At 60.4% G+C, this 23,901-nt stretch carries 21 protein-coding genes; 7 read left to right on the top strand and 14 right to left on the bottom strand.

Features of this window, described 5'->3' with window-relative positions; genetic code table 11:
• Positions 1-74 precede the first annotated feature (74 nt).
• Both PKE98_RS02295 and PKE98_RS02290 read right to left on the bottom strand, forming a co-directional pair.
• Entirely contained in the window at positions 75-518 is a 444-nt protein-coding gene (locus PKE98_RS02295) for a DUF4399 domain-containing protein (protein WP_271193651.1), read from the bottom strand.
• Between the two features lie 101 nt (positions 519-619).
• Entirely contained in the window at positions 620-1,114 is a 495-nt protein-coding gene (locus PKE98_RS02290; protein ID WP_271193650.1) for a 2-thiouracil desulfurase family protein, read from the bottom strand.
• Positions 1,115-1,344: 230 nt separating this feature from the next.
• Here PKE98_RS02290 and PKE98_RS02285 point away from each other — a divergent pair, with 230 nt between their 5' ends.
• A complete protein-coding gene (locus PKE98_RS02285) occupies positions 1,345-1,887 on the top strand; it encodes a DUF6160 family protein (protein ID WP_271193649.1) in 543 nt (180 codons plus the stop codon).
• Positions 1,888-1,977: 90 nt separating this feature from the next.
• On the opposite strand, the gene PKE98_RS02280 is transcribed toward PKE98_RS02285, so the two are convergent.
• Entirely contained in the window at positions 1,978-2,604 is a 627-nt protein-coding gene (locus PKE98_RS02280) for a 2OG-Fe(II) oxygenase (RefSeq protein WP_271193648.1), read from the bottom strand.
• Between the two features lie 87 nt (positions 2,605-2,691).
• On the opposite strand from PKE98_RS02280, the gene PKE98_RS02275 reads away from it, so the two are divergent.
• The gene (locus tag PKE98_RS02275; RefSeq protein ID WP_271193647.1) at positions 2,692-3,459 is read left to right on the top strand and encodes a hypothetical protein; all 768 of its coding nucleotides are present in this window, start codon (positions 2,692-2,694) and stop codon (positions 3,457-3,459) included.
• A gap of 74 nt (positions 3,460-3,533) precedes the next feature.
• Here the strand turns inward: PKE98_RS02275 and bipL are convergent, their stop codons facing one another.
• Complete coding sequence (bipL, locus tag PKE98_RS02270; protein ID WP_271193646.1) at positions 3,534-4,460, bottom strand: phospholipase BipL; 927 nt, start codon at positions 4,458-4,460, stop codon at positions 3,534-3,536.
• Positions 4,461-4,580: 120 nt separating this feature from the next.
• Here bipL and PKE98_RS02265 point away from each other — a divergent pair, with 120 nt between their 5' ends.
• Both PKE98_RS02265 and PKE98_RS02260 read left to right on the top strand, forming a co-directional pair.
• Positions 4,581-5,159: a DUF6436 domain-containing protein gene (locus PKE98_RS02265; RefSeq protein ID WP_271193645.1), complete on the top strand. Its 579-nt coding sequence runs from the start codon at positions 4,581-4,583 to the stop codon at positions 5,157-5,159.
• Between the two features lie 102 nt (positions 5,160-5,261).
• Positions 5,262-6,761: a methyl-accepting chemotaxis protein gene (locus tag PKE98_RS02260; protein ID WP_271193644.1), complete on the top strand. Its 1,500-nt coding sequence runs from the start codon at positions 5,262-5,264 to the stop codon at positions 6,759-6,761.
• Here PKE98_RS02260 and PKE98_RS02255 read toward each other — a convergent pair.
• The gene (locus tag PKE98_RS02255; protein ID WP_271193643.1) at positions 6,746-7,792 is read right to left on the bottom strand and encodes an AraC family transcriptional regulator; all 1,047 of its coding nucleotides are present in this window, start codon (positions 7,790-7,792) and stop codon (positions 6,746-6,748) included. The two genes, PKE98_RS02260 and PKE98_RS02255, sit on opposite strands and share 16 nt — an antisense overlap.
• A gap of 182 nt (positions 7,793-7,974) precedes the next feature.
• Here PKE98_RS02255 and PKE98_RS02250 point away from each other — a divergent pair, with 182 nt between their 5' ends.
• Complete coding sequence (locus PKE98_RS02250; protein ID WP_271193642.1) at positions 7,975-10,359, top strand: penicillin acylase family protein; 2,385 nt, start codon at positions 7,975-7,977, stop codon at positions 10,357-10,359.
• Positions 10,360-10,494: 135 nt separating this feature from the next.
• On the opposite strand, the gene PKE98_RS02245 is transcribed toward PKE98_RS02250, so the two are convergent.
• Positions 10,495-11,595: a peptidase C39 family protein gene (locus PKE98_RS02245; RefSeq protein WP_271193641.1), complete on the bottom strand. Its 1,101-nt coding sequence runs from the start codon at positions 11,593-11,595 to the stop codon at positions 10,495-10,497.
• 92 nt (positions 11,596-11,687) lie between these two features.
• On the opposite strand from PKE98_RS02245, the gene PKE98_RS02240 reads away from it, so the two are divergent.
• Together PKE98_RS02240 and PKE98_RS02235 are read left to right on the top strand one after the other, a co-directional pair.
• Positions 11,688-13,274 (top strand): RimK family ATP-grasp domain-containing protein, encoded by a 1,587-nt coding sequence (locus PKE98_RS02240; protein WP_271193640.1) that lies wholly within the window; start codon positions 11,688-11,690, stop codon positions 13,272-13,274.
• 24 nt (positions 13,275-13,298) lie between these two features.
• Entirely contained in the window at positions 13,299-14,240 is a 942-nt protein-coding gene (locus tag PKE98_RS02235) for a magnesium transporter CorA family protein (RefSeq protein ID WP_271193639.1), read from the top strand.
• A 253-nt stretch (positions 14,241-14,493) separates the two neighbouring features.
• Here PKE98_RS02235 and PKE98_RS02230 read toward each other — a convergent pair whose 3' ends face one another.
• The 8 genes from PKE98_RS02230 to PKE98_RS02195 all read right to left on the bottom strand — a co-directional run bounded on the left by PKE98_RS02230 (position 14,494) and on the right by PKE98_RS02195 (position 23,778).
• Positions 14,494-15,393 carry an ABC transporter permease subunit gene (locus tag PKE98_RS02230; RefSeq protein WP_271193638.1) on the bottom strand — a complete coding sequence of 300 codons (900 nt, stop codon included), beginning with the start codon at positions 15,391-15,393 and terminating at the stop codon, positions 14,494-14,496.
• Positions 15,390-16,271, bottom strand: a complete 882-nt coding sequence (locus PKE98_RS02225) for an ABC transporter permease subunit (protein ID WP_271193637.1) — start codon at positions 16,269-16,271, stop codon at positions 15,390-15,392. The genes PKE98_RS02230 and PKE98_RS02225 overlap by 4 nt, the downstream gene beginning before the upstream one ends.
• A gap of 23 nt (positions 16,272-16,294) precedes the next feature.
• Positions 16,295-17,437: a polyamine ABC transporter ATP-binding protein gene (gene potA, locus PKE98_RS02220; protein WP_271193636.1), complete on the bottom strand. Its 1,143-nt coding sequence runs from the start codon at positions 17,435-17,437 to the stop codon at positions 16,295-16,297.
• A 127-nt stretch (positions 17,438-17,564) separates the two neighbouring features.
• The gene (locus PKE98_RS02215) at positions 17,565-18,614 is read right to left on the bottom strand and encodes a polyamine ABC transporter substrate-binding protein (protein WP_271193939.1); all 1,050 of its coding nucleotides are present in this window, start codon (positions 18,612-18,614) and stop codon (positions 17,565-17,567) included.
• Between the two features lie 290 nt (positions 18,615-18,904).
• Positions 18,905-20,002, bottom strand: coding sequence for an extracellular solute-binding protein (locus PKE98_RS02210; protein WP_271193635.1), 1,098 nt, complete (start codon positions 20,000-20,002; stop codon positions 18,905-18,907).
• 199 nt (positions 20,003-20,201) lie between these two features.
• Complete coding sequence (locus PKE98_RS02205; protein ID WP_271193634.1) at positions 20,202-21,569, bottom strand: aspartate aminotransferase family protein; 1,368 nt, start codon at positions 21,567-21,569, stop codon at positions 20,202-20,204.
• Between the two features lie 54 nt (positions 21,570-21,623).
• Positions 21,624-22,982, bottom strand: a complete 1,359-nt coding sequence (locus PKE98_RS02200) for a glutamine synthetase family protein (protein ID WP_271193633.1) — start codon at positions 22,980-22,982, stop codon at positions 21,624-21,626.
• Between the two features lie 43 nt (positions 22,983-23,025).
• Positions 23,026-23,778, bottom strand: coding sequence for a gamma-glutamyl-gamma-aminobutyrate hydrolase family protein (locus tag PKE98_RS02195; RefSeq protein WP_271193632.1), 753 nt, complete (start codon positions 23,776-23,778; stop codon positions 23,026-23,028).
• Positions 23,779-23,901: the final 123 nt, after the last annotated feature.

The following is a 23,901-nucleotide window of genomic DNA, read 5'->3' as shown; positions in this document are numbered from 1 at the left end:
AGGGTGTGCTACGCGCACCAAGCGCTCTCCCTGCAAGCGCTAATGGTGCGCAGAGCACACCCTACGAAACCGCGTCACTTCACGGTGATATTGATCACCGGCGAAACGACTGGCAGTGGCGCCAGCACGCCGTTCTTGTCGGTTTGCACCAGCTGCAAGCGGTGCGGCCCGCTGGGCAGGACAAATTTCTCTTTCTGGTCGGATGTCAGCAACCGCACCTGATCACTGCGCAGCACTGGCATATTGGCCGACACCGGCGGGGCATCGATCAGCAGGTGAATCTGGTTATCGGGCGCGGCGGTCACCGGCGGCGACATGCCCGGTGTAACGGTTACGGTGCGCACGCCGAATTTGATGGCGAACGGCCGGTCCACGGTGGCGCCGTCCATAGGCTCCATAAAATACAGCTGCGCCGTCTGCGTGACTTCAATCGGCACGGCAGGCTCGGGGGTAGCGGCGTGGGCAGTGGCGCCAACGCCAAGTGCCATGGCGATCAGCACTGCAAACTGGGTTTTCATGCGTGAGCCCTCCAGGGTCCTTATAAGAAACCGCCCGTTGTCCGAGCTGCTCATTTAGTGACCATCAGAGTGTAGGAGGGTTCAGGCTTCTCGCCCGCGCGTTAACTCGGTAAATCCAGAGCCTGTAAGGCTTCAAGCGCAGCGGCCAGTTGGTTTTCGTTGAAAACCTGCACGCCGGCTCGGTGCAGCAACGCGGCGGTCACGCCTTCGCCATTCACTTTCTGACCGGAAAAACTGCCGTCGTAGGTTTCCCGATTGCCGCACGAGGGGCTGCGGGCTTTAAGCACCGCAACACGGATGCCGTGGCGCTGCACCAGCGCCAACGCCTGCCGGGCGCCCTCGAGAAATTGCGTGCTGACATCTTCACCCGCCTCGGTCAGCACCCGCGCCTGGCCATCGAGAACCTGCACGCCCTGGCCGCCGGGAATTTCCGCTGCCGGGCGCGGCGTAGGCAGGCCGCCTGCCACTTCCGGACACACCGCCACCACCCGGCCTTCTGACTGCCAGAGCGTCAATTGATCGAAGGGGCCATGAGCGCCGCCGTCATAGCGCACCCGATGCCCCAGCAGGCAACGACTCACCAGAATCTTTTCCATCTTTACCCTCCTCACCCAGCACCAGCAGCCTACCCCAGGTCACTGCCGGTAACACCGCACACTTGCGCGCCTATCGAAGGTAAGGCTTGGCCAGCATTAACCCGTAAAACCGCTTTGTCTTGCGCTCTGTGGGCCGATCCTTCGACGGGAAGCGCTTCGCTTGACTGGCTCCAGCCCAGCGGCCCGGCCAGACTGCCGGCACCCGCAAAGCCCGCAACGGAAGCGCCGCCATGATAAGAACAATAACCTCTGCCGCTCTTGCCCTATTGGTCAGCACGCCGTGCCTGGCCGACCTGCAAGCCCTGGACAACCCGGCGCTCAGCGAAGTGGCCGGTCAGGCCGGCATCAGTATTCGCCTGGACCTGCAAGCACGCATCAACCAGATTCGTTTCACCGACACCGGCGGGAGTGTTTCGCTGCGCAACCTGAAAATCGACAACGGCTGCGTCAACCCTGGCGATTGCCCAAACGGCGCCGGCGGCAGCTTTGCCTTGGGGCCGGCGCAACTGGGCCTGGTGCTGCCGATTTTCGGCGTTAACCAGCCAACGCTCATGGTGGATGTGGTGACCGGCACCGACGGCCAGCAGCGCCTGCAATTCACCCTGCCGGACCTCACCACCATCAACGAACAGCTGATCGCCAGCGGCCTGCCTGCGCAGCGTATCCGCTTGCGCGTGGCCAGTGACATGTACGTCGGCGAAAGCCGCATGGGCAGCCTGGAGCTGCGCGATATCACCGACCTGCATGGCACAGTGAAGGTGTGGGGGCATTAAGCCGGAACGGCTTGCTGTTGTAGGAGCGAGCTTGCTCGCGAAGCTGTTGACCTGAAAAGCTTCGCCAGCAAGCTGGCTCCTACAATCTGCTCAGGCCTGCCTGCGTCGGAACCAGCCGGTCAGCGACAACCGCTCCCGCGTCGCCGGCAATACCTCGTGGGGCAGCTCGCCCGACATGAAGATCACCAACCGCCCGCCCACAGGTGCGACGTCATGCGCCTTATCCTCGGGGTAAATCCGCAGCGCCCCACCCTGCTCGGGCAACCAGCCTTCATTGAGGTACAACACCGCTGACACCGTGCGGCGGTCGTCATCGCGGAAACGGTCGACATGGCGCTGGTAGAAGGCACCCGGTGGGTACAGCGCAAAGTGGCTTTCGTAGTCGTCCAGGCCCAGATAGAGCGCCTGATTAAGCCCCTGGCGCAGTTGGTCCATCATCGCCAGATAGGCATCGGTGGCGGCGCTTTCACCGGCTTCCAACCACTGAATGCTGTCGCCGCGTACACCTTCGCGCACCTGCGCGGAGGCACCCCGGCCGACCGCCGCCGGCGCCAGGCGGCCGTCGGCTGCACGTTGTTGGCACTCTGCGGCCAGATCGCGGGTCAGACCCTGTGCAATAAACAGATCGTGCTGCGACCAGCCCCTGGTGGCGAGGTCGTCGACGATCGTCGTCAGCACCGTGTGGTCGAGCAGTAGCGTTGCGGATGTATTGGGCATGCCGGCGATTCTACCAGCGCCGCTCACGCGCCTCGACAAGCCCAGGCGATGCCGCTGAAAATAGCGGCCTGCCCGACAGGAGTCTTTATGCGCGCCCTTCTCGCCCTTGTGTTGTTGTTCTGCTCGTTGCCCAGCCAGGCCGACGAGCACAGCCAGCTGTACGAAACGGCCGGCTGGCCGCAGCAACGCGCGCATTTCAATGCTGCCCTGCAAGCCGCCCAGCAGCGCTACCGCAGCAGCCTGCCGGATGCCGTGTACCAGGCGCTGGTGACCAACAGCAACCAGCGTTTTGCTCCACAAGGCATGGACCAGCGCGGCGCCACCACCCTGCGGGAAAAACTGCCTGATCCGGCACCGGCCCTGGCCTTCTTTCAGTCACCGCTAGGGCGCAAGATCGTCCAGGCCGAAGTCAACGCCACGCGCCCTGAAGAACTGGCCAAGCATGCCAATGGCATTCCGCGCATACAGGCTGAAAGCACCCGTGCCCTGCTGATTCGCCACCTGGCACAAGCGCTGCCCGCCAAGGAGGCCGGCGCAGAGGTCAGCCTGGCCCTGGCGGGCGTTGCGGCGGACAGCCTGAGCCAGATGATTCCCGGCCTGCTCGGCGGCGGCCAGGCCCAGGGCATGCTCGATAGCCAGCGGCAACGGTTGATGCAGCAGATTGGCGCGGATGTGGATAACACCCTGCTGTATGTCTACAGCGGGCTCTCTGATCCGGAGCTGGATGAGTTTGTGATGTTCGCCGAGTCGGCCGATGGCAAGGCGTATTACCAGGCCGCGCTGGCGGCCATGCGCGCGGCGTTGGCGGTGGGGCAGCCGGCGCCGGCGAATCCCACCAGTAATCCCGGCATCTAGCCTTCACGAAGGTCACAAGCTCGAGCCTTCAGCCTCGATTCCTGGAAACGCAGCTGTCCTTGAAGAGCGTTGCGTTATTCGAACTGCTCGGTCAAAAACGCAAAGTACCGCTCACGAATCTCGCTGCTCTCATTGGCAAGATGATGCCGCCCGCCTTCCAGCATCAACACTTTCACGCCGCCGAACTTGGCGCGCAGCACCTCAAGGTTGTGCCGCCAGTCTACGGTCATATCCGCATCCCCCTGCACAATCACCACGCTGCGCGCATTACGCGCTGCCCGCTCAATCCGCGGCACCCAACGCGATAACGCACCGACCCAAGCGGTAGGCAAACTCAGCGGTTGCAGGGGTTCTGTCTGAATAAAGGCCAGAAACTCGGCGTCGTTGGAGTTGGGGCTAAAGCGTCGGGGGATCTGGGTGACGAAGTGTTTGAGCACCCGATAGCTGAGCTTGGACCAGCCCCAGGCGCGCGGCCGCACCAACGGCGCCAGCAAGAGCACTTTGCCAATCTCGGGCCGCGGCGGGTTGCTCAGCAGAAAATCGATGATGATGGCCCCACCGGTGCTCTGCCCGCAGAGGTGCCACGGTTGCGGCAAATCGAGGCTCGCTGCTTCGCTCAGCAAGCGCTGAAACACCGCCTGATACTCACTGAATTCGCCAATGCTGGCACGCGTACCGCTGGACAGCCCGTGCCCCGGCAGGTCGCACGCCAGCACCGCAAAGCCCATGCTCAACGCCCAGGCGATCACATTGCCGTACAGGCCCATATGGTCGTAATAGCCGTGTTGCAGCACCAGCGTGGCCTTGGGGCTGGGGGGCAACCACAACTGGGTCACCACCTCGTAGCCGCCGACTTCCATGCGCCCGAGCTGGCTGGTGGCACCGGGGAAATTCAGCCGATACAGCTGCCGGTAGGCCTGCGCCTCTGGCGGCTCAGCCTGCGCTGCGGCCAAGGGTCGCAACTGGGAACGCAGGGAATCGGGCTGAAAGGGTTCTGACATAGGGAATTCGCTACTGCTCAAGGGTAAGACGCGAGCTGCATAGTCACGCCACAAATGCTGCCGATATTCTAGTGCGGGGTCGTCCGTGGCAAGCTATGCGCCCGCCATCGATTAATAGCCATGCGCCTGCCTCCTCGCAAAACCATTCTCGCCACCCTGCTTGCCGTTGTCTGGCTGGGCGCCATGGTGAGCGCCTTCTGGTGGTACGAAGCGCGTTTTATCCGGCCGTTCGCGGAAACCACCACGCTGTTTTCCGGCGACCCGCTGCAACTTCCCGCCAGCCTTGCCGGCCCAGGGCCGATTCGTGTGGTGCATTTCTGGGACCCGGCTTGCCCGTGCAATGTCGGCAACCAGCAACACCTGGCCGAACTGCTGACCCGCTTCGGTCCCCAAGGCGTTGCCTTCTACGCCGTGCAAAAGCCCGGCAGCAAGGGCCAGTTGCCGGACACCCTCCGTGCTCTGCAACCGCTTAGCGCCTTCCCCGGCGCCGAGCATTTGCCCGCCAGCCCGGCGGTGGGCATCTGGGATAAAAACGGCAACCTCGCCTACTTCGGCCCTTACAGCGAAGGCGCCACCTGCACCTCGAGCAACAGCTTTATCGAGCCGATTCTCGAAGCGCTGGCCCAGGGCCGCGCCGTAAGCGCCACCCATACGCTGGCGGTCGGGTGCTTTTGTCAGTGGGCAGCGCCTGCGCCCTGACAGGTTCGCAAAGCTGTACGACACTCAGTAGACAAAATGCTTCCTGCCTGCCGCCTGCGTTCATACGCCTTGATGGCGCTGGGCCTTGCCTGAGGTCTGCCTGTGACTACCCCGCTGTTTACGCTCGATGCTCATTACCGCAAAGCCGACCGCATCATGCTCGCCGTGTTGTGGCTGATGTTTTTCTGGGCCCTGGGCCTTGCCGGCTGGCATGGCTCCTGGGGCCAGGCGCTGGTGGTGGGCGGCCTCACGGTGGCGGTGATGACGACCATGCACCTGCTGATACCGGGCCGCCGCCTGCTGCGCTGCTGCATGGGCGCGGCGTTTATGGTGATGTCGGCGCTGCATGTGAACGTGAGCAACGGCCTGCTGGAAATGCACTTCGGCATCTTCGTGCTGCTCGCCTTTCTGGTGTACTACCGCGACTGGCTGCCGATTGTAGTAGCCGCCGCCGTGATTGCCGTGCACCACCTGGCCTTCTTTGCCATGCAAAGCCAGGGCATCGATGTGGCGGTGATCCCGCAGGGCACCTGGCCACGGATTTTCCTCCACGCGTTTTACGTGGTGCTGGAAAGCGCCATCCTTATCTACCTGGCCCAGCAAACCTATGTGGACGCCCAGGAAAACCTCGCCCTGATGACCACCGCCGCGCACCTGACTCAACGCGACGATGGCATTGATCTGCGCTACCGCAGCCCGGCTTCCGGCGACACCGCCGTGCGCTTCAATCACTTTCTCGAATTGCTCGACGAACTGGTCAGCGCCGTGATCGTCGACACCCAGGGCCTCACCGAGATGGGCCAGCAACTGGGCCAGGCCACCGGCAAGCTGCGCGACGGGGCGCAGCGTCAGGAGGCAGAGGTCAACTACATGAGCCAGGCCATGCAGCAGATGAGCAGGGCCATCGATGAAGTGGCCGCACATGCCGACCAGGCCGCCCATTCCGCCGAGACGGCCAACCAGCAGGCCAGCGCCGGCAACCGCTCGGTTATCCAGGTGCGCGAAGAAATCGAAAAATTGGCCGAACATATCGTCGGCACCGACCGCGAGGTGCAATCACTGGCCAGCCAGTCCGAGCAGATCGGCCGGGTGCTGGAGGTGATCCGCAGCATTGCCGAGCAAACCAACCTGCTGGCACTCAATGCCGCCATTGAAGCGGCGCGGGCCGGTGATCAGGGGCGGGGCTTTGCCGTGGTGGCCGATGAAGTGCGCAACCTGGCGCAGAAAACCGCGCTGTCCACCGCCGAAATCCAGGACATCATCGCCCGCCTGCAACACAGCAGTCGCCAGGCCGCTACCGCCATGCACGAAAGCCAGACCAGCGTGCAGCGCTGCGTCACGGACAGCCAGAGCGCCGCCGACCTGCTCAGCGCGGTCGCACAGGACATCGGCGCCATCACGCGCCTTAATCAGTCCATCGCCAGCGCCACCCACCTGCAGGTGGAAGTCAGCAACGAGGTGAGCGAGCACCTGAGCAGCGTGCAGCAGGTGGCCCAGCAGAATGTCGGCGATGCCGCCGCGCTGGACAGTAACGGTCAGCGCCTGCGGCAACTGGCCGAGCGGCTCAATCGCCTAAGCCAGCGCTTTCAGGTCAGCGCCTGAACCCGCTGCGCCAATGCCTGCGCCTTGAGCTGATAAGCCTGCGGCGTCATGCCCTGCCAACGGCGAAAAGCGCGGTAAAACGGCGACAACTCGGCAAACCCGCACGCCCGCGCCACCTCGCGAATCGGCTGGCCGGCCTCCAGTAACTGGCTGGCGTGCAGGCGTCGCACCTCCTCATGCAATACGCGAAAACTGCTGCTCTGTGCCGCCAGAGCACGTTGCAGAGCGCCGGCGTTCATATGCAGCGCGTCAGCGCAGCCCACCAGCGTGCAGGTGGCCTGGCCCAGGTGGCCTTGCAGCCAATAGCGCACGCGGTTAAGCAGCTGATCTTCGCCCAGCTCCTGCAACTCCAGCTCGGCTTGCTGGCTAAGCAAGGTAAACAGCCTTGGGTGGGCGCTGCGCGAAGGGCGGTTGAGCAGGCTGCTGGAAAACACCAACGCGTCATGGGCCTGGGCGAAGCGTGGCGTCAGGCCGAACAGGCGTTTGTGCTCACTCAGGCGGCGTGGCGCGGGGTGACGAAAATCCACCCCCTGCACCTGAAACTCCTGGTCGGTGACGCTACCGAGCATGTTGATCAGCAGCAGCGCCAGGCACTCGATCTGCTGGCGCAGCGAACCAAAACCCCGGTAGTTGAGGTCCAGCACCAGCCGCACGCTGTCGCCTTGCTCGTCCAGGTAAGCGGCAAAGCCACCGGAAAGAATGTGCTGATAGCGCACAAAGCACTGCAGCGCTTCGCGAAGGTCGCGGCTGGCCAGCAGCAGGTAACTCACCACATCCAGCGGCCGGGGCTTCATCACTTCGGCCAGGTGCAGGCCGATATCGCAATCGCCCGTCAGGTCTTGCAGCGCTTCCCAGAATAGCGGCGCGTTGTCGTGTTCTTCGCGGCCAGAAATCGTCGGCGGCAACAGCGGTACGCCCTGGTAGGCGCGACGGTAGGTGTCCGTGGGGTCCCAACCCAGGCTCAGCAAGCCTTCATAGAGCAGGCGGCGCATGGTGGGCGAATGGGTGAGCACGGCACTGGCGGTAGACATGGGGGCGGCTTGGCAGAAAAGGGGATTGACCGGAGACTTTCACCATTGCGACCGCTGGTCAATGCCGGCGACTGACGCCGATGCGCAAAATGCGGTTCGCGCGCCCCAGCCGTAGCGCTGCGGCATAGCAATACTGCTGCGCCATAACAACAGTGCCGCGCCATAACAATAAGGACACATCGATGAAACGCACCTTGACCGCCCTTGCCGTGGTGGTAGCCGCCGTTGCCGCAGGCGCCACCTGGTATATCCACAGCAAACAGCCGATGCGCGATGGCCAGGTACAACTGGCCCACCTGGACGGCGCCGTCAGTGTGCGTTACGACGAACGCGGCGTGCCGCATATCAAGGCGCAGAACGAGGCAGACATGTACCGCGCACTGGGGTATGTGCAGGCCCAGGACCGCCTGTTCCAGATGGAAATGCTGCGCCGTCTGGCCCGCGGCGAACTGGCCGAAGTGCTGGGCGCCAAACTGGTGGACACCGACCGCCTGTTCCGCACCCTGCGCATCCGCGAACACGCCGATGAGTACGTGCCCAAACTCGATCATCAGTCGCCGGCCTACAAGGCGCTGGAGGCCTATCTGGATGGCGTCAACCAGTTCCAGGACAGCCATCCAAAACCCGTCGAATTCGACCTCCTGGGCATCAAGCCGCGCCCCTTTACCGCCGAAGACACCCTGAGCGTCGCCGGCTATATGGCCTACAGCTTCGCCGCCGCGTTCCGCACCGAGCCGGTGATGACCTATGTGCGTGACGAGCTGGGCGCCGACTACCTGAAGATTTTTGACCTGAACTGGAAGCCGCAAGGCGCCATCGGCCAGGCCGCCCTGGCCAGCAACGACTGGAAAGACCTCAGCGCCATCGCCCGCATCAGCCACGACGCGCTGGTGGAGGCCGGCCTGCCGCAGTTCGAAGGCAGCAACGCCTGGACCATTTCCGGCAGCCGCACCGAGGGCGGCAAACCGCTGCTGGCCGGCGACCCGCATATCCGCTTCGCCGTGCCGGCGGTGTGGTACGAGGCGCAATTGTCGGCGCCGGGCTTCGAGTTGTATGGCCATCATCAGGCGCTCAACCCATTCGCCTCCCTCGGCCACAACATGGACTTTGGCTGGAGCCTGACCATGTTCCAGAACGACGACATCGATCTGGTCGCCGAAAAGGTCAACCCGGATAACCCTGAGCAGGTCTGGTCCAATGGCCAGTGGGTGACGCTGCAAACCCGCGAAGAAGAGATCAAGGTCAAAGACGCGGCATCAGTGAAACTGACTCTGCGCCAGTCGCCCCACGGCCCGATCATCAACGACGCCCTGGGCGCTGCGGCCGGCAAAACCCCGATTGCCATGTGGTGGGCCTTTCTGGAAACCGAGAACCCGATTCTGCAAGGGTTCTACGAGCTGAACCGCGCCAACACTATCGAAAAAATGCGCAGCGCCGGGGCCAAGATCCAAAGCCCAGGGCTAAACTTGGTGTGGGCCAATGCCAAAGGCGATATCGGCTGGTGGGCCGCGGCGCAGCTGCCGATTCGCCCTGAAGGTGTGAACCCGACCTTTATCCTCGACGGCAGCACCCACGACGCCGACAAGAACGGCTTCTACCCCTTTAGCGCCAACCCGCAGGAAGAAAACCCGGCACGCGGCTATATCGTGTCGGCCAACTTCCAGCCGGTATCGCCTACCGGCATGGAAGTGCCGGGCTATTACAACCTGGCCGACCGGGGGGCGCGCATCAACTCGCACCTGGCCGACAACAGCGTGAAGTGGAACCTGGAAAACAGCCAGGCGTTGCAACTCGACACCGCCACCGACTACAGCAAGCGCGTGCTCAAGCCGCTGATTCCCGTGCTGCGCACCGTGGTAACCGACCCACAGGAGCTGGCCCTGCTGGAACAGTTGAGCACCTGGAAAGGCGACTATTCGCTGGACTCGGTAAGCGCCTCGATCTTCAACCAGCTCATCTACCAACTGGCCGACAGCGCCATGCGCGACGAGCTGGGTGACGCCTTTTTCAACAACCTGATCGCCACCCGCTCCTTCGACGTCGCGCTGCCGCTGCTGGCCGCCGACGGCGACTCGCCGTGGTGGGACAACCGCAATACGCCAGCCAAGGAAACCCGCGCCGATACGGTCAAAGCCGCCTGGCAGGCCAGTATCGCGCACTTGAAAGCCACGGCCGGCGACGACCCGAAAACCTGGAAATGGGGCACGCTGCACACCCTGACCCACGGCCACCCGCTCGGTTCGCAGAAGCCGTTGGACAAGATTTTCAACGTCGGCCCATTCGCCGCGCCAGGTAGCCATGAAGTGCCGAACAACCTCAGTGCACCTGTTGGCCCGGCACCCTGGGGCGTGATCTACGGCCCGTCCACTCGCCGCCTGATCGACTTCGCCGACCCGGCCCACAGCCTGGGTATCAACCCGGTTGGCCAGAGTGGTGTGCCGTTTGACGCGCACTACTCCGACCAGGCGCAAACCTATGTAACGGGCGGGTATGTGCCCCAGCATTTTGAGGAGTCGGAAGTGGCAGCCAATACCAAAGGCACGCTGAAGTTGGTACCGGTTAAGTAAGGTTGCCTGAGTAAAAAAGCCCCGCCGATGCGGGGCTTTTTTACGGGCACCAAAAGGCTCAAGCGCATCGCAACCGACAAGGCGCCCGCTAGCCACAAACCCACCCCAGGTTAGCGCCGCGCAGCGAGGCCGCGCCTACGCCGCACGCCGATAAATAATTACCGAGGCTCGCAGCTTGCTCGCGCCAAAACAGCACATGCGCTGAAAGTCGGCGTGGCTCACGGGCATATGTTGGCAGTCCAGGGCCGAGCGGTGCTGGCTGTGATCGATATCGGGGTCGTGCAGGTACACAAAATCCTCGTCGCAGTCGGTGACAATCACCCAGTGCGGCGCTTTGGAATGGGTCAGGCGATAGCTGCTGATCAGCACCACAGGCTGACCGCCATCGCTCAATACCTTGGCCAGGTTGAACGGGTGGGCGCGCACCTGCTCGATATCGCTGTGGCGCAGTTGCTCGCAGAACTCATCGTGCACCAGGCGCATCAACGCCTTCTTGTGCTCACTGCGAACGCCGTTAAGGAAAAGCGGGCCCTCCACGCTTACCTGCAAGCACACGTGAAACCCCCGCCGCCACGCCGCCAGCGCCAATCCCTGCGGGCTGCACCCACCATGCCCGGCGGTCATGAATACGGTAGTCGCTTCGCGCCACAGCTGGATTTCCTCACGGCGTTCGACTTTACGCTGCGGTTGCAGGGCGGCCATCGCCATTAACAGGCAGGCCGGGCCACAGGTAAAGTCAGTGGTTTGCTGGTAATACGGCACCTGACGGGCGCCGGTGGCGCGATGCTGGGCAATACGTTTTTCCAGGCGCAGCGCATTGCCATGGTCTTGGTAATAATCATTGAGCACCGCAAACTGCCTATAGCCGCTGCGCTCGTACAGGGCGATGGCAGCGCGGTTGTCGGTGCGTACCTCCAGGCGCACATAGGCGCAGTCGTGCGCCAGCGCTTGCTTTTCGGCGCTTGCCAGCAACAAGGCGCCGACCCCGTGGCCGCGCGCGGACGGCGCGATGGCCAAGGAGTAAAGCCGCGCCAGTGAGGTGCCGCGGTGAAACAACAACAAGGCATAGCCGCGCAGAGTGCCGCCGGCTTCGGCCACCAGCAGGCACGCGTGGGCGCGGCTGAGCATCCACTGAAAACTGCGGGCTGACAGTCGATCGTGGCTAAAGCATTGGCTCTCCAACTCGATCAATCCAGCCAGGTCGCCCGGATTGGCAAAGCGAAATACGTATTCCATATAACCGCCGTAAAAGTTGCGTAACGAAAGGAGACTTTTCTAAAACATCGTGCTTAATAGAAAAGGACTTGTTCTCCAACGGACCCACTCTCATGTCAGCGGTACAAGGTAACTTGCCAACCACGGCCACTCCTTCAACAGCCACGTCTTACTCTAAGCCCAGTTATTTAACGGATACAACTCGAAGTTCCAGTCAGTTCATTATTATTGTTGAACGCAAGGAAGACTGGGCCTCCTATTTGCCCTATGAAGATGTAATGACCGCGCAGGAATACCTGGAACACTCTTGCGAAGTGGAAGGTGGTAAACGGGTGCAAGTTATTAACCTGTGCCGCAGTTATAAATACCTGGGCCATGGTTACTACTGTTCGCTGTTGGCCGAAGCCCGTGGCCATCGCGTGCTGCCTTCGGTGCGCACCATCAGCGAACTTACCCGCAAAGCCCTGTATGGGCTGGCCTTGGATGATCTGGACAAGACCCTGGAAAAGGCGCTCGCCAACCACCCCTATGGCCATACCGAAGGCTTCACCCTGAGCCTGTACTTCGGCAAGACCGAGCTGGAGCCGTTACAGGATCTGGCGCGGCAGATATTCGATGTATTCCCCTGCCCGATTCTGCTGGTGGAGTTTCGCAACGCCAACGGCTGGCATATCGACGGCATCAAGGCAGGCGCCTTGCCCAAGCTGCGCGACGACCAGGAGCACCAGTTCGCCAACTCCCTGGACGCGTTCAGCCGCAAGGTGTGGCGGATGCCCCGTTCGCGGCGCCTGGCGCGCTATGACATGGCCATTCTGCATGACCCGGCCGAAAGCCTGCCGCCGTCCAATGCCAAGGCACTGGAAAGCTTTATCCGCGTGGGCAAGGGGCTGGGTATCGATGTGGAGCTGATCGAAAAGAAAGACTACTCGCGCCTGGCCGAGTACGACGCCCTGCTGATTCGTGAAACCACCAGCCTGGACAACCATACCTACCGCTTTGCCAAAAAGGCCGAAAGCGAGGGCCTGGTGGTGATGGATGATCCCGCGTCGATCCTGCGCTGCACCAACAAGGTCTATCTCACCGACCTGCTCAAAAGCCACCACTTGGGAATGCCGGCCACCGAGATTCTATACAAGGACCGCCCCCAGGAGCTTGAGCAGGTGGCCGAGCGCCTGGGCTTTCCACTGGTGCTGAAGATTCCCGACGGCTGTTTTTCCAGGGGCGTGATCAAGGTTCAAGACCAGCAGGCATTGCTGGAGGCCACCGCTCAGTTGTTCGAACACTCGGTGCTGCTGCTGGCCCAGGAGTTTTTCTACACCGAGTACGACTGGCGCATTGGCGTTCTCAACCGCAAGCCGATTTATGCCTGTCAGTACTTTATGTCCAAGGGCCACTGGCAGATCTACAACCACAAGGCCAAGGGCCAGGATATCAATGGCGAATGCCGGACCCTGGCGGTGCACGAAGCGCCAAGGGCCGTGGTGGACCTGGCCGTACGCACCGCCAACCTGATCGGCGACGGCCTGTACGGCGTGGACCTCAAGCAGGCCGGTGACAAGGTGGTGGTCATCGAGGTGAACGACAACCCCAACCTCGACGCCGGCATCGAAGACGCTTACCTGCAGGACGACCTGTATGGCCTGGTGCTCGAAGAATTTATTCGCCGCCTGGAACTCAAGCGCCGTGGCCAAGCCTGGTAACCCGGTGATCAGGGAGGGTTGTACGTGATCAAGAGTTTTCGCCTTGCCCACAGGGCGCTGGTACCGGTGACCCACCTTAACGCCGAGGTATTGCTGTTCAGCAACCCGGATATCGCCGAGCGCGATCTGCTGCTGTGCGATTACAAGCTCGACGAACACGCACTGGCCTCGGCCCTGGACCCGGATGAGGTGTCACGGATCGAGTTCCACCCCGATTATTTGTTTCTGGTGTGGAAGAGCCCGGAAAACTACTGCGGCGGCGAGCGATTTTCCTTCGAAGTGGCCTCATTCGGCCTGCTGTTCTGCACCCAGCGCTTGTTGGTGATTGCCGCCGACGAACAGCCGTTGCTGGGGGTGGGTACACGCCAACCCCTGGACACACCGCTGGATGTATTGCTGGACGTGCTGTTCAACAATATTCACCACTATCTTGGCCACCTGAAAGTTATCAAGCTGGTTGCCCGCGAATTACAAAGCAAGTTCAACGCGTCGATGGAAAACAAGCATTTGGCGCAAATGTTCAATCTCAGCGAAAGCCTGATTTATTACATCAATGCCATTCACAGTAACGGCGCGGTATTAACCCGCCTGCGCAATCATGCCGAACAACAACACTTTGGCAGTGCGGCCCTTGCGCGTATTGATGACCTGATTATTGAAAACAACCAATGTTTAAAACAGGCAGAAATTTATTCAACGGTGTTTTCCGGTTTGATAGATGCGCGCGGCAACTTGATGAACAACAGCATGAACACGTTGTTGCGCAAGTTAACCCTGATCAATGTGGTGTTTCTGCCATTGAACCTGATTGCCAGCATTGGCGGCATGTCGGAGTTCAGCATGATGACCAGCAGCCTGCCCTGGTGGTGCTCCTATCCCCTGTTCCTGTTGGCCATGGCCGGCATCGGCACGCTGGTGGTTCTGGCCCTTAAACGCATGACGCCGCAGACGCTCACGGCGCACTGAATTTCCGTACACAGAGGGGTAGTGGCATGAGTTCCAGCGACATAGGCCTGCTAATGGTGGGCGTTATTGTGGTGTTCGGCTTGGTGAATTTTTATCTGGATTACCGGAAAAAACCATGAAGGCCGCGGCGATCGCATTAGCGCAACTTTGCAGCCCGTGGGAGGGCGCTTCGCGAGCAAGCTCGCTCCTACAAGAGGAGGTGGTTGATGGGCAAAAAAAACGCCCCGAAGGGCGTTTTCCATTTACCGCGTCATTACGCCGGAGCGTGCTGTTGCGATGGATCACGACGACTATCAGGACCTGCCAGGTTGGCCGCCCCGGTGGTCTCGTCCATGGCCTGCTGAATCGCCTTGAGGCGACGCTTCTCGGCCTTGCGGCTGAAGAACCAGACCAGGAAGGTGAAGATCGACACCACCAGCAGAATCAGGCTGGCCACGGCGTTGATCTCGGGTTTCACGCCCAGGCGCACGGCGGAGAACACTTCCATCGGCAAGGTGGTGGAACCCGGGCCCGACACGAAGCTGGCCAGCACCAGGTCGTCCAGCGACAGGGCGAAGGACATCATGCCGCCGGCTGCCAGCGATGGCGCGATCATCGGGATGGTGATCAGCATGAACACTTTCCAAGGCTTGGCGCCCAGGTCCATGGCCGCTTCTTCGATGGACATGTCCAGCTCACGCAAGCGCGCCGACACCACCACCGCCACGTATGAGGCGCAGAACGTGGTGTGGGCGATCCAGATGGTCAAGATGCCACGCTCTTGCGGCCAGCCGATCATCTGCGCCATGGCCACGAACAGCAGCAACAGCGACAGACCGGTGATCACTTCCGGCATTACCAGCGGCGCAGTCACCAGACCACCAAACAAGGTGCGACCCTTGAAGCGGGTGATACGGGTGAGTACGAACGCTGCCAGGGTGCCGAGAATCACCGCAGAAATCGCGGTGTAGAAGGCGATTTCCAGCGAGCGGCCGACCGAGTTCATCAGTTGGGTGTTGTCCAGCAAGCCCACATACCACTTCACCGACCAACCACCCCAGACCGTTACCAGCTTGGAGGCGTTGAACGAGTAGATGACCAGAATCACCATCGGCATGTAGATAAACAGCAGACCCAGCACCAGCATTACGTTTGAGAAACTGAAGCGCTTCATGCTTTGCCCTCCAGTTCTTTGGCTTGGCTACGGTTGAACAGAATGATGGGCACAATCAGGATCGCCAACATCACTACCGCCAGGGCAGATGCCACCGGCCAATCGCGGTTGTTGAAGAACTCTTGCCACAACACCTTGCCGATCATCAGGGTTTCCGGGCCGCCCAACAGTTCCGGAATCACGAACTCGCCCACTACCGGAATGAACACCAGCATGCAGCCGGCGATGATGCCGTTCTTGGCCAGCGGTACGGTGATTTTCCAGAAGTTGTTGAAGTTGGTCGAACCCAGGTCCGAGCCCGCTTCCAGCAACGACAGGTCGTGCTTCACCAGGTTGGCGAACAGCGGCAGCACCATAAACGGCAGGTACGAGTAAACAACGCCGATGTACACCGCCAGGTTGGTGTTGAGGATCTGCAGCGGCTCGCTGATGACCCCGATGTGCAGCAGGAACGCGTTAAGCAAGCCGTTGTTGCTGAGGATGCCCATCCACGCATACACGCGAATCAGGATGGCGGTCCAGGTCGGCATCATGATCAGCAGCAGCAGAACGGTCTGGGTGTCCTTGTTGGCGCGGGCGATGCCGTAGGCCATGGGGAAACCGATAACCAGGCACAGCACGGTGCTGATAAAGGCCATCTTCAGCGAGCCGAGGTAGGCCGAGATATACAGCTCGTCCTCGCTGAGCATCACGTAGTTGCCCAGGTTGAGGATCACCTGCAGCTTCTGCTCCACAAAGGAGTAGATCTCGGTGTACGGCGGAATGGCCACGTCGGCTTCGGCGAAGCTGATCTTCAACACGATGAAGAACGGCAGCATGAAGAACAGGAAGAGCCACAGGAACGGCACGCCGATCACGGCGTGTCTGCCTGTTGGCATCAGCGCTTTTAGTTTTCGACTTTTCATGAGCGCAACGCGACCCCGCTATCGTCTTCCCACCACACGTACACTTCGTCGCCCCAGGTTGGGCGCGCGCCGCGACGTTCAGCGTTGGCAACGAACGACTGCACGATCTTGCCGCTTGGCAGTTGCACGTAGAACACCGAGTGACCACCCAGGTAGGCGATGTCATGCACCTTGCCGCGCGACCAGTTGTATTCGCAGGTCGGCATTTCGGTGGTAACCAGCAGTTTTTCCGGGCGAATGGCGTAGGTGATCTGCTTGTCCTGCACCGAGGTGGTCACGCCGTGGCCTACGTAGATGGCACGTTCCAGATCCGGGCTGGCGATCAGGGCGTGGCCTTCCATGTCTTCAACCACACGGCCGTCGAACAGGTTCACGTTACCGATGAACTCGCAGACCATGCGGCTGGTAGGGGTTTCGTAGATGTCGATCGGGCTGCCGATCTGCGCGATCCACCCCAGGTGCATGATGGCGATGCGCTCGGCCATGGTCATGGCCTCTTCCTGGTCGTGGGTCACCATGACGCAGGTCACGCCAACGCGTTCGATGATTTCCACCAGCTCGAGCTGCATTTGCGAACGCAGCTTTTTGTCCAGGGCGCCCATGGGCTCATCGAGCAGCAGCAGTTTCGGGCTCTTGGCCAGCGAACGGGCCAGGGCCACACGCTGACGCTGACCACCGGAAAGCTGGTGCGGCTTGCGCTTGGCGTACTGGCTCATCTGTACCAGCTTGAGCATTTCGGCCACGCGCTCGTCGATTTCAGTCTTGGACATGCGGTCCTGCTTCAGGCCGAAGGCGATGTTCTGCGCCACGGTCATGTGCGGGAACAGCGCATAGGACTGGAACATCATGTTGATCGGCCGCTCGTAGGGCGGCATATCGGTGATGTCTTGGCCGTCGAGGAAAATCCGTCCCTCGGTTGGGCGTTCGAAGCCTGCCAGCATCCGCAGCAAGGTGGATTTACCCGACCCGGAGCCGCCGAGCAGGGCGAAAATTTCGCCTTTGTTGATTGTCAGGGACACATCGTCCACTGCAATCGTCTCGTCGAACTTCTTGGTCACCCGATCGATTTTGACCAAAACCTCTTTAGGTTTCTGGTCGCCCTCGAGGGCTTTCTTGTAGGCGCCGGAGGCAACTGCCATTACAAAACTCCCAACTTTATTTTGAGGGCCGGGCCACTGCGGTCCGGCCTTTTTTCATCGTCACCTGACAAGATCAGGTGATTACTGGGTTTACTCGCGCAAGGCGCGCTGTTCTTTCAATCAATCGTTACTTGCCGGACTTGATCTTGGTCCAGGAACGGGTCTCGACGCGTTGCAGCTTGGGTGGCAACGGCACGGACACGTAGAGGCGGTCGATGACCTCTTGCGGTGGGTAAACCGCAGGGTCGTTACGCAGCTCCTGATCCATCACCGCATCAGCTTTGCTGTTGGGGTTGGCGTAACCGACGTACTCGCTGATCGGCGAGATCACCTTGGGGTCCAGCAGGTAATTGATAAAGGCGTGGGCTTCTTTGGCGTTCGGTGCGTCGGCCGGAATGGCGAGCATGTCGAACCACAGGTTGCCGCCCTCTTTGGGAATGGAGTAGGCAATCTCGATGCCCTTGCCCGCTTCCTTGGCACGCGCCGCGGCCTGGAACACGTCGCCGGAGAAACCTGCCGCGACGCAAATATCGCCGTTGGCCAGGTCCGAGATGTATTTCGAAGAGTGGAAATAGGTGACGTAAGGGCGAACGGCCAGGAGTTTGGCTTCGGCCTTTTTGTAGTCTTCAGGGTTGGTGCTGTTTGGGTCCAGGCCCATGTAGTTCAGCACGGCCGGGAACATTTCATCCGGCGAGTCGAGGAAAGCGACGCCGCACTGGGTCAGCTTCTTGATGTTCTCGGGTTCGAACAGCATGGCCCAGGAATCGATATGGTCGACGCCCAATACCTTTTTGATTTTCGCCACGTTGTAGCCGATGCCATTGGTACCCCACAGGTACGGCACCGCGTACAAATTGCCCGGATCGCTCTTTTCCAGTTGCTTGAGCAACTTGGGATCCAGGTTACTGAAATTGGGCAGTTGGCTGCGGTCGAGTTTCTGGAACACGCCGGCCTTGATCTGCTTGGACAAGAAGTTGTTCGAGGGCACTACAACGTCGTAGCCGGTGCGGCCAGCGAGCATCTTGCCTTCGAGGGTTTCGTTGGAGTCGAAGACGTCGTAGACCGGTTTGATCCCGGTGGCTTTCTGGAAGTCCGCCAGGGTGGTTTCGCCGATGTAGTCGGTCCAGTTGTAGACATGCACTGTCTGTTCGGCCTGAGCCAGGGCGCTGAAGCCCATCAAGGCAACGGCACTTATCAGGGTTTTGCGGAAGGGAATTCGCACATGTCCATCCTCATTTTTGTTAGATCACTATGGCCAACAACCGTGGCCAGTTGGTTACCGCTTGGGTGCTCTGCGCTGTTTCAAACAGAGGCCAAATATCAATTGCAGGGCGCAAAAAACTGCAAACGCCAACTGCTTAGAGCCCGGCACTTCAACTACTGAGCAATACATCTACTTGAAACCGCGAGCCCATCAGGCCCCGGACGGGCCTCCGGCAGATTGCTCCACCGGAGGTGTCTTGCTGATTACTTGCCGGACTTGATCTTGGTCCAGGAGCGAGTCATCAAACGCTGAACCTTGGCCGGAAGGTCAGGGAACGCGTACAGCTTTTTCATTACATCGTCGCTTGGGTAAATGCCCGGGTCTTTACGGATGGCTTCGCTCACCAGCGGAGTGGCAGCGGAGTTGCCGTTCGGGTAGGAAACCTCGTCACTGATTTCAGCAATGATTTCCGGCTTGAGCAGGAAGTCGACGAACTTCAGAGCGCCTTCCGGGTTCTCGGCGTCTTTCGGAATGGCCACGGTGTCGAAGAAAGCGCCAGCGCCTTCTTTCGGAATGTTGTAGCCAACATTCACCTTGTTCTTGGCTTCTTCAGCGCGCGATTTAGCCTGGTAGATATCACCCGAGTAACCGACGGCTACGCAGATGTTGCCGTTGGCCAGGTCCGAGATGTACTTGGACGAGTGGAAGTAGGTGGTCGAAGGGCGCACTTTGAGGAACAGCGCTTCGGCGGCAGCCAGCTCTTTGGGGTCTTGGCTATCTGGCTTGTAACCCAGGTAGTGCAGAGCAGCCGGGAGCATTTCGGTTGGCGAATCGAGGAAGCTCACGCCGCACTCTTTGAGCTTGGCCATGTTCTCTGGCTTGAACACCAGGTCCCACGAATCAACCGGCGCGTTGTCGCCCAGGATGGCTTTGACCTTGTCGACGTTGTAGCCGATACCGATGGTGCCCCACAGGTAAGGAATGGCGAACTTGTTGCCCGGGTCGCTGATTTCCAGGGTCTTCATCAGCTCGGGGTTGAGGTTCTTGTAGTTCGGCAGCTTGGCGCGATCGAGCGGCTGGTAAACGCCGGCTTTGATCTGCTTGGCCAAGAAGGAGTTGGACGGAACCACGATGTCGTAACCCGATTTGCCGGCCAGCAATTTGGCTTCGAGCACTTCGTTGCTGTCGTACACGTCGTAGACGACTTTAATGCCGGTCTCTTTTGTGAACTTTTCAACGGTGTCCGGGGCGATGTAATCGGACCAGTTGTACACGTGCAGCACTTTGTCATCGGCCTGGACCGCGCCGACCATCACTCCCAACAAGGACAACGCGAGAAAGGACTTGCCGAATGTTTTCATGCGTACAGCTCCTGTTTTATTTAGTTATCCGAACAGTGGCGTTTGCTTTCGGGTCATTGCATCCAACCCCTTGGCGGCCACCCTTCGGTGAGCCTGGCCAACGCACCGTGCAGTCTGGCAAGGACCAGCGCGGGTTTACAACTTTTCAGCGCGCTCTGACTCAAGTTTTTCCCGTGTCAGAGCGCTTGCCCACTACGACTTAACCGAGTACTGCACTGGCGGTAAGGTCCAGACACTTGCGTGCCTTTTCCACCAGCTCATCGATTTCTTCTTTGCTGATAACCAGCGGTGGCGCAATGATCATGGTGTCGCCGACGGCGCGCATGATCAGACCGTTGTTGAAGCAGTGGCCGCGGCAGATCATGCCCACGCCCTTACCCTCGAACCGCTCGCGGGTCTTTTTGTTCTTCACCAACTCGATCGCGCCCAGCATGCCAAGACCGCGCACTTCACCCACCAGAGGGTGATCTGCCAGCTCACGCAAACGCTTTTGCAAATACGGTGCCGTTTCTGCACGGACCTTCTCGAGAATTTTTTCCTCGCGAATAATCCGCAGGTTTTCCAGCGCCACAGCCGCCGCCACCGGATGCCCGGAATAGGTGAAGCCGTGGTTGAAATCGCCGCCTTCATTGATGACGTCTGCCACCTTGTCACTGACGATCAGGCCGCCCATGGGGATGTACCCAGAGGTCAGGCCCTTGGCGATAGTCATCAGGTCCGGGGTATTGCCGTAGTAGTCGCTACCGAACCACTCACCGGTGCGGCCAAAGCCACAGATCACTTCGTCAGCAGCGAACAGAATGTCGTACTTGGCCAGAATTTCACGCACGCGCGGCCAGTAGGTTTCTGGCGGAACGATCACGCCCCCGGCACCCTGAATCGGCTCGGCAATAAAGGCCGCAACCTTGTCTTCACCGACTTCGAGAATTTTCTTTTCCAACTGATCGGCCGCCCAGATGCCGAATTCGGCCGGGCTCATGTCACCGCCCTCACCGAACCAGTACGGCTGCGGAATATGCACGATGTCCGGCAAGGTACCGGCTTGCTCGTGCATGCCTTGCATCCCACCCAGCGCCGCGCCGGCCACGGTAGAACCGTGATAGCCGTTGATACGGCCGATGATTACTTTCTTCTCAGGCTTACCTTTCACCTGCCAGTAATGACGGACCATACGCAGCATGGTGTCGTTACCTTCGGAACCCGAACCGGTAAAGAACACGTGGTTCATGTGCGGTGGCGCCAGCTCGGCGATGGTTTTCGCCAGCTCCAGCACCGGCGGATGCGCGGTCATAAAGAAGGTGTTGTAGAACGGCAACTCTTTCATCTGCTTGGCGGCGGCGTCAGCCAGCTCGTCTCGGCCGTAGCCGATGGCCACGCACCAGAGACCGGCCATGGCGTCGAGAATCTTGTTGCCTTCGCTATCCCACAGGTACACGCCATCGGCACGGGTAATGATGCGCGGGCCGACTTCTTTCAGCTGTTTATAGTCACTGAAGGGTGCCAGGTGATGGTTGTTGCTCAGCGCTTGCCACTGGCGAGTCTGTGGATTTTTCATCGGGCTGGTCATTGCAAACCTCAATTCAAACAAGCCCGGCGTGTGCCGGGCCTGGTGAGTCTCTGATTAAACCGAGAGCAGCAGGAACTCACGTTCCCACGAGCTGATTACCCGCTTGAAGTTCTCGTGCTCGGCACGCTTCACGGCGATGTAACCGCTGACGAACTTGTTGCCCAGGTACTTCTCCACAGTCTTGGAGTTTTCCATGCGCTCCAGAGCGTCTTCGATGGTCAGCGGCAGACGCAGGTTGCGGCGCTCGTAACCGCGGCCTTTTACCTGTGCGCTCGGGTTCACCTGCTCAACCATGCCGATGTACCCGCACAGCAGGCTGGCGGCGATGGCGATGTAGGGGTTGGCGTCGGCGCCCGGCAGGCGGTTTTCCACCCGGCGGTTTTGCGGCGAAGCGTCTGGAACACGCAGGCCTACGGTGCGGTTTTCTTCGCCCCACTCCACGTTTACCGGCGCCGAGGTGTCGGGCAGGAAGCGGCGGAACGAGTTGACGTTCGGTGCGAACAGCGGCAACAGCTCAGGGATGTATTTCTGCAGACCGCCGATGTGGTGCAGGAACAGCTGGCTCATGGTGCCGTCTTCGTTGGAGAAGATGCTCTTGCCGGTGGCGGTGTCGATAATGCTCTGGTGCAGGTGCATCGCGCTGCCAGGCTCACCGGTCATGGGCTTGGCCATAAAGGTGGCGGCCACATTATGTTTGAGCGCGGCTTCACGCATGGTGCGCTTGAAGATGATGATCTGGTCGGCCAGGTGCAGCGCGTCGCCGTGACGGAAGTTGATTTCCATCTGCGCGGTGCCGTCTTCGTGGATCAGGGTGTCCAGATCCAGTTCTTGCAGTTCGCACCAGTCGTACACGTCTTCAAACAGCGGATCGAATTCGTTGGCGGCGTCGATGGAGAACGACTGGCGGCCAGTCTCGGCGCGACCGGAGCGACCGATCGGGGCTTGCAACGGGTAATCCGGGTCGTCGCTGCGCTTGGTCAGGTAGAACTCCATCTCCGGCGCGACGATAGGCTGCCAGCCCTTCTCGGCGTAGAGCTTGAGCACCTTTTTAAGGATGTTGCGCGGCGACAGCTCGATCGGATTGCCTTGCTTGTCGTAGGTGTCGTGGATCACCTGGGCTGTAGGCTCGATCGCCCACGGTACGAGGAACACGGCATTTTCGTCCGGGCGGCAGATCATATCGATGTCAGCCGGGTCGAGCAGGTCGTAATAAATGTCGTCTTCCACGTAGTCACCGGTGACGGTCTGCAGCAGCACGCTCTCAGGGAGGCGCATGCCCTTCTCATCGATGAACTTGTTGGTTGGTGCAATCTTGCCGCGGGAAATACCGCTCAGATCACTAATAAAGCACTCAACTTCGGTGATCTTGCGCTCTTTCAGCCAACTAGTGAGTTGGTCGAGTTTGGGACTCATAAAGACCTCAGGGGGGATTGAAAACCTAGCTCTATAGCTAAGCTCAGCGTTGGCTCGCCCGCTTGCGACAGGCATCTCCAAATGCCTGGAAGATGGCGAGGTATTCGGGGTTGGAGCGTACTTGCCATTCCGGGTGCCATTGCACCCCGAGGGCAAAACTCGAAGCACCCTCGACCGAGATCGACTCGATCAGTCCGTCAGGTGCCAGAGCCTCTACACGCAGGCCCGGCGCCAGACGTTCAACGCCCTGGCCATGAATGGAATTGACGCGAATCTCGCTCGGCAAGCCGAGGCCGGCGAGAACGCCACCCGGCTGCACGTGCAGCGGATGACTGGGTGCATATTGGACTTCCACGGGCTCGTTTTCCGGCTCGCGGTGGTCCATGAAGGTGCCGGTTTCGTGAACCTTTTGGTGCAGGCTGCCGCCAAACGCCACGTTCAGCTCCTGAAACCCGCGGCAGATGCCAAATACGGGCACGCCACGCTCTACTGCCGCACGAATCAGGGGCAGGGTGGTGGCATCGCGGTCAGGGTCATGCAACGTGCCGGGCGCACTGGCCGGGCCGTTATATAAGTGGGGTTCGACGTTGGAGGGCGAGCCGGTTAACAGCAGGCCGTCTAGACTGTCGAGCAGGACATCGAAGTCGAGCACATCGCCCAGCGAAGGAATGATCAATGGCAGGCCACCTGCGCCGACGGCCACTGCCCGAACGTACTTGTCACCCGCTATATGGTAGGGATGGAGGCCGACCTGCTTGGTGCAGGCGGTAACGCCGATTAACGGCAGGCGCGACATGGGACACCCGTTTTATTGCTGTTATGGGTTTGAACCGGAGCTTAGCCTTGTTCATTTTTTTACACAATAGCGATGTAAAAAATCTAACACGGTCCGCTGAGCGCCGCGCCAGACAAGGGCGCC

Source organism: Pseudomonas turukhanskensis, from assembly GCF_027922365.1.
GTDB lineage: Bacteria > Pseudomonadota > Gammaproteobacteria > Pseudomonadales > Pseudomonadaceae > Aquipseudomonas > Aquipseudomonas turukhanskensis.
Note: the sequence above shows the minus strand (reverse complement) of the source record. Positions and strands in the feature narration are given on the sequence as shown.